Origin of the sequence: Pseudomonas sp. B20(2017), assembly GCF_002113125.1 — a bacterium.
Classification (GTDB): Bacteria; Pseudomonadota; Gammaproteobacteria; order Pseudomonadales; family Pseudomonadaceae; genus Aquipseudomonas.
In genome coordinates, this window is the sequence record NZ_NEJP01000015.1 from 1 (window position 1) to 12,046 (window position 12,046).

Here is a 12,046-nt window from a genome sequence, read left to right on the forward strand (position 1 = left end):
AACAACTTCAACCACTTGCGCTTCCGATCTCTCGTTAGCGGGAGGCGAATTCTACAGCGTTACACGCTGCTGTCAACACCTCTTTTTCTCCGCTTTCGATCGAGAAGATCGAACCGTTGAAAGCGCCAGAAAAACCGGCATTTCCAACTCCTTCCAGGCTCCGATGAACTGAAGCGACCCATGCTCGAAACCTACTTAACTCATTGAATATCAAGGAGTTTTCCGTTTCGACTGCGCCGGAAGTGGGGCGAATTATAGACATCTAAAATTCGCCGTCAACCCCTTATTTCAACTTTACTCAGATTTCAGCGTAATCCGTGCAAAAGCTTTCTTGCCCGCCTGACAAACGTGCGTCGCACCCAGTACGTATATAAAGGAACGATCAACAACCTCACCATCTACACGCACACCACCGGAAGCCAGCAGATCACGAGCAGCCGCCGAGTTCTTCACCAAGCCTGCCTTATTAAGGACAGCAGCAATCGGCATATCCTCGGCAGCAGTCAGCTCGACCTCTGGCAGATCATCCGGCAGCTCGCCATCCTTCATACGGTTACCCGCACCACGGTGAGCATTGGCCGCAGCCTCTTCACCATGGAAGCGCGCAACAATCTCTTCAGCCAGCTTGATCTTGATATCACGCGGATTGGCACCCGCTTCAACATCGGCGCGGAAAGCGTTGATCTCATCCATCGAACGGAAGCTGAGCAACTCGAAATAACGCCACATCAAAGCATCCGGGATCGAGACCAGCTTGCTGTACATGACACCCGGCGCTTCCTGGATACCGACGTAGTTACCCAGCGACTTGGACATCTTCTTCACGCCATCCAGACCTTCAAGCAATGGCATCGTCAGAATGCACTGGGCTTCCTGGCCATAACCGCGCTGGAGCTCACGCCCCATCAGCAGGTTGAACTTCTGATCAGTACCACCCAGCTCAACGTCAGCGCGCAAAGCTACCGAGTCATAACCCTGCACCAGCGGATAGAGGAATTCGTGAATGGCGATCGGCTGATTGGTGGTGTAGCGCTTGTCGAAGTCGTCACGCTCAAGCATGCGAGCAACGGTGTACTGCGAAGTCAGACGAATAAAGTCTGCAGGCCCCATCTGATCCATCCAGGTGGAGTTGAACGCAACTTCGGTTTTCGCCGGATCAAGAATCTTGAACACCTGAGTCTTATAGGTCTCGGCGTTTTCCAGAACCTGCTCACGAGTCAGCGGAGGGCGAGTGGCGCTCTTGCCGCTCGGGTCACCGATCATTCCGGTGAAATCACCAATAAGGAAGATCACCTGATGCCCCAGCTCCTGGAACTGACGCAGCTTATTAATAAGCACAGTGTGACCAAGGTGCAGATCCGGCGCAGTTGGATCGAAGCCGGCCTTGATTCGCAGCGGCTGGCCACGCTTGAGCTTTTCGATCAGCTCGGACTCGACCAACAGTTCTTCCGCACCACGTTTAATCAGCGCTAGCTGCTCTTCAACCGACTTCATAACAGACCCGCAAGGCTCAGATTCAAAGGGAACCAACCATACAAGATCGCGCACCAAATACAAGTTTTGCCCGGCGCACGGACGCCAATCCACGGACAGGGCGTCCGCAGACTTGCTTCAGGGATGATTTGGTTATATTTTATACAGTTATTTCATCTTCATCATGTCATTCATCTTTTCCAATTCATCTTTTTCAAAGTCAAATTACTTATGACCACTGAACCGTCTAAAGCGCCACCGCTTTACCCGAAGACCCACCTGCTCGCCGCAAGTGGTATCGCCGCCCTTCTCAGCCTGGCGCTCCTGGTGTTTCCATCCAGTGATGTTGAAGCCAAAAAGACAACGCTGAGCCTTGAACTGGAAAGTCCTGCTGAACAACTGACACAAGATCAAGACGCTGCCGACGCCGCTCAAGCCACAAATGAGTCTGTAGCCTCCCCTTTCGCCCAGATCGAAAACAGCGCCGAAGAGACGCAGGAAACAGCTCAGGCCGCACCAGCGCCGACACCGGTAGCCGAAGAAAAGAAGGCCCCAAATCACAGGGAAGTGATCGTCTCCAAGGGCGATACGCTTTCTACACTGTTCGAGAAAGTCGGCCTCCCGGCCGCGGCCGTCCATGAAGTCCTGGCCAGCGATAAACAAGCCAAGCAGTTCAGTCAGCTCAAACATGGCCAGAAACTCGAATTCGAATTGAATCCACAAGGCCAACTGACCAACCTGCACAGCAAGGTCAGCGACGTTGAAACCATCACCCTGACCAAGAACGACAAGGGTTATGTGTTCAACCGCGTTACCGCCAAACCGACTGTTCGCACTGCTTATGTGCACGGTGTGATCAACAGCTCGCTGTCGCAGTCCGCCGCACGCGCAGGCCTGTCCCACAGCCTGACCATGGACATGGCCAGCGTGTTCGGCTACGACGTCGACTTCGCTCAGGATATTCGCCAGGGTGACGAGTTCGATGTGATCTATGAACAGAAAGTGGTCAATGGCAAAGCCGTTGGCAACGGTCCGATCCTGTCCGCCCGCTTCACCAACCGCGGCAAGACTTACACCGCCGTGCGTTACACCAACAAGCAGGGCAACAGCAGCTACTACACCGCCGATGGCAACAGCATGCGCAAAGCGTTCATCCGTACACCGGTGGACTTCGCCCGCATCAGCTCTAAATTCTCCATGGGCCGCAAACACCCGATCCTCAACAAGATCCGCGCCCACAAAGGCGTCGACTATGCCGCCCCGCGCGGTACGCCGATCAAGGCTGCCGGCGACGGCAAAGTGCTGCTGGCCGGCCGTCGCGGCGGTTACGGCAACACCGTGATCATCCAGCACGGCAACACTTACCGTACGCTGTATGGCCACATGCAGGGCTTCGCCAAAGGCGTGAAGACCGGCGGCACAGTTAAACAGGGCCAGGTGATCGGTTACATCGGCACCACCGGCCTGTCCACCGGACCGCACCTGCACTATGAGTTCCAGGTGAACGGTGTTCACGTCGATCCGTTGGGCCAGAAGCTGCCGATGGCCGACCCGATCGCCAAATCCGAACGCGCTCGCTTCCTGGCGCAGAGCCAGCCGTTGATGGCTCGCATGGACCAGGAAAAAGCCACCATGCTGGCTTCGAGCAAACGTTAAGCCATGGCCCTGTATATCGGCGTGATGTCCGGCACCAGTCTCGACGGGCTGGACATCGCCCTGATCGAGCAATCCTCGGCGATCAATCTGGTCGCCACGCACTACATCCCCATGCCTGAAACCCTGCGCGCCGAGATGCTTGGCTTGTGCGCCAGCGGCCCCGACGAGATCGCCCGTTCGGCGATTGCCCAGCAGAACTGGGTGAAGCTCGCCGCGCACGGGATCCATACCCTCCTCGAACAGCAACAGCTCAAGCCTGAAGCCATTCGCGCGATCGGCAGCCACGGCCAGACCATTCGCCACGAACCCGCACGCGGTTTCACCGTGCAGATCGGCAACCCTGCCCTGCTCACGGAACTGACCGGCATCACCGTCGTCAGCGACTTCCGCAGTCGCGATGTGGCGGCTGGCGGTCAAGGCGCTCCGCTGGTTCCTGCCTTTCATGAAGCGTTATTCGAAGAGCGTACCGGTAACCGTGCAGTCCTGAATGTCGGCGGTTTCAGCAACCTCAGTCTGATTGAGCCGAACAAACCTGTAGCCGGTTTCGACTGTGGGCCTGGGAATGTGCTGATGGATGCCTGGATTCATCAGCAACGGAGCGAGAACTACGACCGTAACGGGCAGTGGGCAGCCAGCGGCAAGGTCGAACCGACCCTGCTGAAAGCCCTGCTCAGTGATCCGTTTTTCGTGACCCAAGGCCCGAAGAGCACCGGCCGCGAAGTCTTCAACCTGCCTTGGCTGGAGCAGCAACTGTCGCGCCTGCCAGGTTTCGCACCCGAAAACGTACAGGCGACACTGCTCGAACTGACGGCGCTGACCATCGTCGAATCGCTGCAAAGCGCTCAATCGAATACAGAAGAACTCCTGGTCTGCGGGGGCGGCGCCCACAACGCCACGCTGATGAAGCGCTTGGCCGACCTGCTACCCAACGCCAAAGTCGCCAGTACCGCGACCCACGGCGTCGATCCGGACTGGGTCGAAGCCATGGCCTTCGCTTGGCTGGCCCACTGCTGTCTGGAAGGGATCACCGCCAATCGCCCGAGCGTCACCGGCGCCAAAGGCCTGCGCGTACTCGGCGCCATCTACCCCAACTGACAAATCGCAGATAACAAAACGCCGCAGAACCGTGAGATTCTGCGGCGTTTTATTGTGTACGGTGAAGCGCGATCAGATCGAGAACGAGGAGCCGCAACCACAAGTGGTGGTGGCATTCGGGTTCTTGATCACGAAACGCGAGCCTTCCAGACCTTCCTGATAATCCACCTCGGCACCCGCCAGGTACTGGAAACTCATCGGATCGACCACCAGACTGACGCCTTCGCGCTCGACGATGGTGTCGTCCTCGGCCACATCTTCATCGAAGGTGAAGCCGTACTGAAACCCTGAACAACCGCCGCCCGTAACGAATACGCGCAGCTTCAAGCGATCATTCCCCTCTTCATCGACCAGGCTCTTCACCTTGTGCGCGGCACCTTGAGTGAATTGCAAAGCCGTGGGGGTGAAGGATTCGACGCTCATGCTGACTATCTCCCGGCGTTACGCCGCCATAATGCGTGATGACGCGCATTATCCGCTTGTCCTAGAAAATCGGTCAACTATTGTTACGGTATATCAATAAACCTGATCAACCGACCAGAATGCAAAAAGGCCCGTCAAACGGGCCTTTTACCAAGCAAGATCAGTCGTTACGGCAGCATGCCCGCATGGGACAGACCCAGACGCTCATCCAGCCCGAACAGGATGTTCATGTTCTGCACCGCCTGTCCCGACGCGCCCTTGACCAGGTTGTCGATCACCGACAGCACCACCACCAGATCACCATCCTGTGGACGGTGAACGGCAATGCGGCAGACGTTGGCGCCACGCACGCTGCGGGTTTCCGGATGGCTGCCGGCCGGCATCACGTCGACGAACGGTTCATTGGCATAACGTTTTTCGAACAGCGCCTGCAGGTCCACCGAGCGATCTACGACGGTCGCGTAGAGCGTGGAGTGAATGCCACGAATCATCGGCGTCAGGTGCGGCACAAAAGTCAGACCGACATCCTTGCCTGCGGCACGACGCAGCCCCTGGCGAATTTCCGGCAGATGACGGTGACCTTTCACCGCATAAGCCTTCATGCTTTCCGACGTTTCGGAGTACAGCGAGCCTACAGCAGCGCCACGACCGGCACCGCTGACACCGGATTTGCAGTCGGCGATCAGATGAGAAGCGTCGGCAATGCCCGTCTCAAGCAACGGAAGGAAACCCAGCTGCGTCGCGGTCGGATAGCAACCCGGCACCGCGATCAGGCGTGCTTTCCTGATTTGCTCACGATTGACTTCCGGCAAGCCGTAAACCGCCTCGTCCAGCAACTCCGGCGCACCGTGCGGCTGGCCGTACCACTTGGCCCATTCATCGGCGTCCTGCAGTCGGAAGTCAGCCGACAGGTCGATGACCTTGGTGCCGGCCGCCAGCAATTCGCCGGCCAGTGCGTGAGCAACGCCGTGCGGAGTCGCGAAGAACACCACGTCGCAAGCGCCCAACGTTTTGATGTCCGGCACGCTGAATGCCAGACCATCGTAGTGACCGCGCAGGTTCGGGTACATGTCAGCCACGGCCAGACCGGCCTCGGATCGGGAAGTGATCACAACCACTTCTGCCTGCGGATGCTGTGCCAACAGACGCAGCAGTTCGACACCGGTGTAACCCGTGCCGCCGACGATACCGACCTTGACCATAAACCTGCCCTCAACGAACCCACTGGAAAGCCGTCGATAATAGGGGCCGCGCGCCCCTGCGACAACCGTCAAGGTGACGTGCGGGCGCTCAAGCCTCTACTATCCGGCCTACCGTGAATTAGGGAATTACCAAAAATGCTCTATCTGTGGATCAAAGCGCTACATATCGTCAGCATCGTGTGCTGGTTTGCCGGCCTCTTCTATCTTCCGCGACTGTTCGTTTATCACGCGCAAAGTGAAGACACGATCAGCAAGGAACGCTTCAGCATCATGGAGCGCAAGCTGTATCGCGGCATCATGGGCCCGGCGATGATCGCCGCACTGATCTTCGGCGGCTGGCTGATCTACCTCAACCCGGGCATCTTCAGCAGCGGTGGCTGGATCCACGCCAAACTGACGCTGGTCGTGCTGTTGATCGGTTACCACCACATGTGCGGCGCGCAGGTAAAACGTTTTGCCCGTGGCGAGAACACCCGCAGCCATGTCTTTTATCGCTGGTTCAATGAAGTGCCGGTTCTGATATTGCTGGCTATCGTAATTCTGGTCGTGGTCAAGCCGTTCTAACTTCAACAAATACAACTTTCCGGGGTACTTCCGATGTCGCTGCCCGCTCTGCTCGAACAAGGTCTGCGCCTGCCCGTGGTGGCAGCGCCGATGTTCCTGATCTCCAATCCTGAACTGGTGCTGGCGTGCTGCCGCAACGGCGTGGTTGGCAGCTTCCCGGCGCTGAATCAACGCGAAAGCAGCGGTTTCAAGGCCTGGCTGGAGCAGATCGAAGCGGGACTGGCGACGTTGGAGAACCCGGCGCCGTACGCGGTGAACCTGATCGTCCACCACAGCAACCCGCGTCTGCAGGCTGACCTGAACATCTGCGTCGAGCACAAAGTCCCCATCGTCATCACCAGTCTTGGTGCCGTGAAGGAACTGGTAGACGCCGTGCACAGTTACGGCGGCCTGGTCTTCCACGACGTGACAACCCGTCGCCATGCCGAGAAAGCCGCCGAGGCCGGTGTCGATGGCTTGATCGCTGTTGCAGCCGGCGCCGGTGGGCATGCCGGGACGTGGAGCCCGTTTTCGCTGATTGCCGAGATCCGCGAGTTCTTCGACAAGACCCTGTTGCTTGCAGGATGTTTGAACCACGGGCATGAGATTCTCGCCGCACAACTGCTCGGCGCGGATCTGGCCTACTTCGGCACGCGATTTATCGGCACCACTGAAAGTCATGCGCCTGACGCCTACAAGGAGATGCTGCTGACTGCCAAAGCCGCCGACATCATTCATACTCCTGCCGTGTCCGGTGTACCGGCCAGTTTCATGCGCCAAAGCCTGGAGGCCGCCGGTTTCGACATGGCAGCCCTGCAAGGCAAGGGCGAAGTGAATTTCGGCGACAAGCTCAAGCCGATCAACGACGAAGCCAAGGCCTGGAAAACCGTGTGGTCTGCGGGCCAGGGCGTGGGGCAGATCGACGATCTGCCAAGCGTGGATCAACTGGTGGCGCGTCTTGATGCCGAATACCGCCAGGCCCTGGAGCACGCAGCGCAACTGCCGAAACGCTGGCCACGTTGAATGAAACCCGGCCAGTCGCTGTCTGACTGGCCTTAGTCTCAATTTATCTCGCGACAAGGATGCCTCGGCCATGAGCGAACCCCGTTACAAGATCGTTTTCGACGGCGCGCTCCAGCCCGGCGTCGATATCACCACGGCCAAGCTCAACCTGGCCGATCTGTTCAAAAGCGATGTCGCCGCCATCGAGCGTCTGTTCAATGGCCGCACCGTCGCGCTCAAGCGTGATCTGTCCCACAGCGATGCGCAGACTTATCTGCAAGCGCTGGGCAAGACCGGGATCGATGCCCGGATCGAAACCGAAACGCCCATCGAGCTGAACCTGTCGGATGTCCACGAGCAAAGCGCCGCCCCGACTGAGCCCGATTCGCCTTATGCGCCCCCTCGCGCCGCCGTCGGTGAAACCCTGCCGGCATTCGCGCCTCTCAAACCGTTCAGCGTTGAAGGCCGGATCGGCCGCTTGCGTTACCTGGCATGGTCGATGGTGTTGAGCCTGGTAGCCCTGCCAATCGTCAGCGTGTTCGCGCTGATCGGACTGGGCCTGGTGAGCGCCGACTCGACGACCGGCCTGATCATCGGCGGTCTCCTCGCCTTCTTACTGTTTCTGGCCTTCGCGATCGTCGGCATCCTCTTCAGCGTCCAGCGCTTACACGATATCGGCTGGTCGGGGTGGCTCTGGCTGCTGACCCTGGTGCCATTCGTGGGCAGCTTCTTCCCTCTGGTGATCATGGTCGTGCCGGGTAATGCCGGCGCCAATCGCTATGGCCCACCGCCTCCGCCGAACAGTACGGCAGTCAAAGTGCTGTGCTCGCTGTGGATCGTGTTTATCGGGCTGTTTTTCATAGGTGGCATGCTGGGCGGAATCACTGCGATCCAGCAGGAATATGAAAGCAGCCTTGAAAGCAGCTACGAGAGCGGTTCGGTGACCACCGATGAAATCGATGTCGAAGTCGAGCCCGCCGTGAATTCGGCAGACGATGCAGCCGAAGCCGCCCTCGCCCCTGTAGACTCTGCGAAAGAATGAACAACGCTCCCCGCCGTGACACCTGCGTCCACGGCGCGGCGCTGTTGCGATGGAGATTTGCATGACCCGTTACGCTCTGATCACCGGCGCCTCCAGCGGCATCGGTCTGGCCATGGCCGAAGCCCTGGCGCGCCGTGGCCGCAGCCTGATTCTGGTGGCCCGCCAGCGTGATCAGCTGGAAAGCATTGCGCTTGAACTGACCCAGCGCTTCGGCGTGGAGGTACTGTTTCGCGCCTGCGATCTCGGTGAGCCGCTGCGCCTGTCCGGTTTTCTGCTGGAGCTCGAGGAAGGCGACCGGCAGATCGATCTGTTGGTCAATTGCGCCGGCATCGGTACTTGCGGCCCGTTCCTGGCCCAGGACTGGATGACCGAACAGGACCTGATCGAAGTGAACATCCTCGCCCTCACCCGCCTCTGCCATGCCATCGGCAACAGCATGGCGTTGCAGGGTGGCGGTCAGATTCTCAATGTCGCGTCGGTGGCCGCCTTCAACCCCGGCCCCTGGATGAGCACCTACTACGCCAGCAAGGCGTATGTTCTGCATTTCTCGGAAGCACTGCGGGTGGAACTGAAGAAGTGTGCGGTCAAAGTGTCGGTGCTCTGCCCCGGCCCGACCCGCACCGCGTTTTTCCGTACAGCACAACTGAATGACGACAAACTCAAAGGCAGCAATTTGCTCATGAGCCCCGAGGAAGTCGCGTTGTATACCGTGCGCGCCCTGGAGAAAAACCGCGCGATCATCATTCCCGGACGCCGGAACCGCTGGTTCGCCTTTTTGCCTCGGCTCGGTTCGCGCTGGCTCAATCGAACGATTGTCGGCATGGTCAACAAGGCTTACTGCCCGCGCTGAAAAGCCCTACGGCAAAACACTGGGCGGGCTTATCCCCCTATGAGTACACTCAGGCCAGCCCAAACAATGGAGAAAACAGCTGTGGATACTCTGTTCACCAAGATCATCAACCGGGAAATCCCGGCGAAGATCATCTACGAGGACGACCAGGTTCTGGCGTTCCACGACATCGCCCCACAGGCACCGGTGCACTTTCTGGTGATCCCGAAGAAACCGGTGCGCACTCTCAACGACCTGACCGAAGACGACAAGGCACTGGCCGGGCATATCCTGTTCACCGCCCAGCGTCTGGCGCTGGAACTGGGTTGCGAGGAAGGCTTCCGGGTGGTGATGAACTGCAATGAAATGGGCGGGCAGACTGTCTACCACATTCACATGCACGTGCTCGGTCAACGCCAGATGAACTGGCCTCCGGGCTGATTGAACTCCAAGATCGGTGGGAGCGCCCTGCTCCCACATGACCCAGCGCAAACCTTCCCCGGCCGATTCGGTTAAACTGGCCGCCGAGATTCTTCCCGGAGGTCAGCATGACTACCCAACGTCACTACTCGCCCATTGATCGTCTTCTGCTGCAAGCCGATGCCGCGATGCGTACCCTGCTGCCCTTCAGTGGCCAGCCGTACCGTCCGTCGCCGGCGATCGTGCAGCCCGATGTGCAAATGAGCGATGAGGACACCCGCCACGTCGCCGGCCTGATGCGCATCAACCACACCGGTGAAGTCTGCGCCCAGGCGCTGTATCAGGGCCAGGCGCTGACCGCCAAGCTGCCACAGGTACGCGAGGCCATGGAGCATGCGGCCGAAGAAGAGATCGATCATCTGGTCTGGTGCGAACAGCGCATTCACCAGTTGGGCAGCCACACCAGTGTGCTCAACCCACTGTTCTACGGGATGTCGTTCGGGATCGGCGCAGTCGCCGGGTTGATCAGCGACAAGGTCAGTCTCGGGTTTGTCGCCGCCACCGAGCATCAGGTCTGCAAGCACCTGAACGAGCATTTGGAACAATTGCCGGCCGAGGACGAAAAATCCCGGGCGATTCTGGAGCAGATGCGTATCGATGAAGAACATCACGCGGAAAGTGCACTGGAGGCCGGCGGTTTCCGCTTCCCGGCACCGGTAAAGTTCGGCATGAGCCTGTTGGCCAAAGTGATGACCAAGAGCACTTACCGTATCTGAAAAACGCCCATGAAAAAGGCGACTGCCGCAAAGCAGTCGCCTTTTTTTGTGCCCGGAGTTCTTAGCTCGGCATATTGCGCGCGTAGAAAATTTCCAGCATTTCGTGTTTCACACGCTCAGTCACCTGAGCACGTTGCTCGGAAGACAGGTTGCTGGTGGCATCGCCGAACAGGTAATTGTCCAGTTCGAAGTTCTTCAGCAGCATTTTGGTGTGGAACAGGTTTTCCTGGTACACGTTCACGTCGGTCATCTGGTACGCGTCGCGGGTGTCTTCGGAGAGGTAGTTCTGGATCGAGTTGATCTCGTGGTCGATGAAGTGCTTGTTGCCTTCAACGTCACGGGTGAAGCCGCGCACACGGTAATCCACGGTCACGATGTCCGAATCGAACTGGTGAATGAGGAAATTGAGCGCTTTGAGCGGTGAAATGACACCACAGGTCGACACGTCGATGTCCACACGGAAGGTCGCGATACCGGCGTCCGGATGGATTTCCGGGTAGGTGTGCACCGTGATGTGGCTCTTGTCGAGGTGGGCCAGGATGATTTCGGGCAATGGGCCCGGAGACTCTTCGATCTGGCTTTCGGTCGGGGTCACCGGCTCTTCCGAGATCAGAATCGTGACGCTGGCACCCTGAGGCTCATAGTTCTGACTCGCAATGTTCAGAATGTTGGCACCAATGATTTCGACAACTTCCGTGAGGATCTGCGTCAGGCGTTCGGCGTTGTACTCTTGATTGATGTACTCGACGTAAGCCTGCTGGTCTTGCGGGGTTTCCGCGTAGCAGATGTCATAGATGTTGAAGCTCAAGGTCTTTGTCAGGTTATTGAACCCGTGGAGCTTGAGTTTGCTTTTCACCGTTAAAAACTCTCTATGTATGCGGCACGGCCGCGTGATCAAGCATGCCCGTCAAGTGCGAACAACGCACCTGCGTAGGACGGTTAACACCTCTTCGCGATGGCGATTTTGGTTATCTGTTCAGGCGGATGACCCGTCGGTTGACTGATCACGGCCCTGAAAAAAGTGGCGCATTATGCAGACGTCAGCGGGGGATCGCCAGAGTCTGCACTGCTTTTATGATAGTTGAATGTCGGCTCAGCCGAGTTCGACGATTTCGTAGTCGTGGGTGATCGCTACACCGGCGGCGCCGAGCATGATCGAGGCCGAGCAATACTTCTCGGCAGACAGTTCGATGGCGCGTTTGACCTGGGCTTCTTTCAGGCCACGGCCCTTGACCACGAAGTGCATGTGGATTTTGGTGAACACTTTCGGATCTTCGGTCGCGCGCTCGGCTTCCAGAAAGGCTTCGCAGCTTTCAACGGCCTGACGGGACTTCTTCAAAATGCTGACCACGTCGAAATTGCTGCAACCGCCGACACCCAGCAGGAGCATTTCCATCGGGCGGACTCCGAGGTTACGACCACCGGCGTCCGGCGGACCGTCCATGACCACGACATGACCGCTGCCGGATTCGCCGAGGAACATGGCTTCGCCAGCCCATTGGATGCGTGCCTTCATCGCCAAGACTCCACTGTAGAAAAAAGGGTCGCCAGCTTAGCACAGGGCCCTGCCCGGACAGCGAGCACG

13 protein-coding genes are annotated in these 12,046 nt (G+C 58.3%); 8 read left to right on the forward strand and 5 right to left on the reverse strand.

The window, feature by feature from the left end; translation table 11 throughout:
• Positions 1-294: 294 nt before the first annotated feature.
• Positions 295-1,494 (reverse strand): tyrosine--tRNA ligase, encoded by a 1,200-nt coding sequence (tyrS, locus tag CAF63_RS20970; protein ID WP_011336180.1) that lies wholly within the window; start codon positions 1,492-1,494, stop codon positions 295-297.
• 210 nt (positions 1,495-1,704) lie between these two features.
• On the opposite strand from tyrS, the gene CAF63_RS20975 reads away from it, so the two are divergent.
• Positions 1,705-3,129, forward strand: a complete 1,425-nt coding sequence (locus CAF63_RS20975) for a peptidoglycan DD-metalloendopeptidase family protein (RefSeq protein ID WP_085688419.1) — start codon at positions 1,705-1,707, stop codon at positions 3,127-3,129.
• Positions 3,130-3,132: 3 nt separating this feature from the next.
• Positions 3,133-4,224 (forward strand): anhydro-N-acetylmuramic acid kinase, encoded by a 1,092-nt coding sequence (locus CAF63_RS20980; protein WP_085688422.1) that lies wholly within the window; start codon positions 3,133-3,135, stop codon positions 4,222-4,224.
• A gap of 72 nt (positions 4,225-4,296) precedes the next feature.
• Here the strand turns inward: CAF63_RS20980 and erpA are convergent, their stop codons facing one another.
• Complete coding sequence (erpA, locus tag CAF63_RS20985; protein WP_003228776.1) at positions 4,297-4,647, reverse strand: iron-sulfur cluster insertion protein ErpA; 351 nt, start codon at positions 4,645-4,647, stop codon at positions 4,297-4,299.
• 167 nt (positions 4,648-4,814) lie between these two features.
• Positions 4,815-5,849 carry an N-acetyl-gamma-glutamyl-phosphate reductase gene (gene argC, locus CAF63_RS20990; protein ID WP_085688424.1) on the reverse strand — a complete coding sequence of 345 codons (1,035 nt, stop codon included), beginning with the start codon at positions 5,847-5,849 and terminating at the stop codon, positions 4,815-4,817.
• A gap of 135 nt (positions 5,850-5,984) precedes the next feature.
• Here argC and hemJ point away from each other — a divergent pair, with 135 nt between their 5' ends.
• From hemJ to coq7, 6 genes are all read left to right on the forward strand, one after another.
• Positions 5,985-6,413 carry a protoporphyrinogen oxidase HemJ gene (gene hemJ, locus CAF63_RS20995; RefSeq protein WP_085688426.1) on the forward strand — a complete coding sequence of 143 codons (429 nt, stop codon included), beginning with the start codon at positions 5,985-5,987 and terminating at the stop codon, positions 6,411-6,413.
• A 33-nt stretch (positions 6,414-6,446) separates the two neighbouring features.
• On the forward strand, positions 6,447-7,415 hold the full coding sequence (locus tag CAF63_RS21000; RefSeq protein ID WP_085688428.1) for a nitronate monooxygenase family protein: 969 nt from the start codon (positions 6,447-6,449) through the stop codon (positions 7,413-7,415).
• Positions 7,416-7,485: 70 nt separating this feature from the next.
• On the forward strand, positions 7,486-8,436 hold the full coding sequence (locus CAF63_RS21005) for a DUF805 domain-containing protein (protein ID WP_085688431.1): 951 nt from the start codon (positions 7,486-7,488) through the stop codon (positions 8,434-8,436).
• Positions 8,437-8,497: 61 nt separating this feature from the next.
• Positions 8,498-9,286, forward strand: coding sequence for an SDR family oxidoreductase (locus CAF63_RS21010; protein ID WP_085688433.1), 789 nt, complete (start codon positions 8,498-8,500; stop codon positions 9,284-9,286).
• Positions 9,287-9,367: 81 nt separating this feature from the next.
• Positions 9,368-9,706, forward strand: coding sequence for a histidine triad nucleotide-binding protein (locus CAF63_RS21015; protein WP_007956318.1), 339 nt, complete (start codon positions 9,368-9,370; stop codon positions 9,704-9,706).
• Positions 9,707-9,813: 107 nt separating this feature from the next.
• Positions 9,814-10,461 carry a 2-polyprenyl-3-methyl-6-methoxy-1,4-benzoquinone monooxygenase gene (gene coq7 / locus CAF63_RS21020; protein ID WP_007956317.1) on the forward strand — a complete coding sequence of 216 codons (648 nt, stop codon included), beginning with the start codon at positions 9,814-9,816 and terminating at the stop codon, positions 10,459-10,461.
• Between the two features lie 61 nt (positions 10,462-10,522).
• Here coq7 and speD read toward each other — a convergent pair whose 3' ends face one another.
• Together speD and CAF63_RS21030 are read right to left on the reverse strand one after the other, a co-directional pair.
• On the reverse strand, positions 10,523-11,317 hold the full coding sequence (gene speD, locus CAF63_RS21025) for an adenosylmethionine decarboxylase (RefSeq protein WP_007956315.1): 795 nt from the start codon (positions 11,315-11,317) through the stop codon (positions 10,523-10,525).
• A 237-nt stretch (positions 11,318-11,554) separates the two neighbouring features.
• Positions 11,555-11,977 (reverse strand): OsmC family protein, encoded by a 423-nt coding sequence (locus CAF63_RS21030; RefSeq protein WP_003228794.1) that lies wholly within the window; start codon positions 11,975-11,977, stop codon positions 11,555-11,557.
• Between the last annotated feature and the right edge of the window lie 69 nt (positions 11,978-12,046).

Bases quoted from the DNA above. Each gene is read 5' to 3' on its own strand.
- tyrS (WP_011336180.1), bottom strand. From the start codon at position 1,494: ATGAAGTCGGTTGAAGAGCAGCTAGCGCTGATTAAACGTGGTGCGGAA.
- CAF63_RS20975 (WP_085688419.1), top strand. From the start codon at position 1,705: ATGACCACTGAACCGTCTAAAGCGCCACCGCTTTACCCGAAGACCCAC.
- CAF63_RS20980 (WP_085688422.1), top strand. From the start codon at position 3,133: ATGGCCCTGTATATCGGCGTGATGTCCGGCACCAGTCTCGACGGGCTG.
- erpA (WP_003228776.1), bottom strand. From the start codon at position 4,647: ATGAGCGTCGAATCCTTCACCCCCACGGCTTTGCAATTCACTCAAGGT.
- argC (WP_085688424.1), bottom strand. From the start codon at position 5,849: ATGGTCAAGGTCGGTATCGTCGGCGGCACGGGTTACACCGGTGTCGAA.
- hemJ (WP_085688426.1), top strand. From the start codon at position 5,985: ATGCTCTATCTGTGGATCAAAGCGCTACATATCGTCAGCATCGTGTGC.
- CAF63_RS21000 (WP_085688428.1), top strand. From the start codon at position 6,447: ATGTCGCTGCCCGCTCTGCTCGAACAAGGTCTGCGCCTGCCCGTGGTG.
- CAF63_RS21005 (WP_085688431.1), top strand. From the start codon at position 7,486: ATGAGCGAACCCCGTTACAAGATCGTTTTCGACGGCGCGCTCCAGCCC.
- CAF63_RS21010 (WP_085688433.1), top strand. From the start codon at position 8,498: ATGACCCGTTACGCTCTGATCACCGGCGCCTCCAGCGGCATCGGTCTG.
- coq7 (WP_007956317.1), top strand. From the start codon at position 9,814: ATGACTACCCAACGTCACTACTCGCCCATTGATCGTCTTCTGCTGCAA.
- CAF63_RS21030 (WP_003228794.1), bottom strand. From the start codon at position 11,977: ATGAAGGCACGCATCCAATGGGCTGGCGAAGCCATGTTCCTCGGCGAA.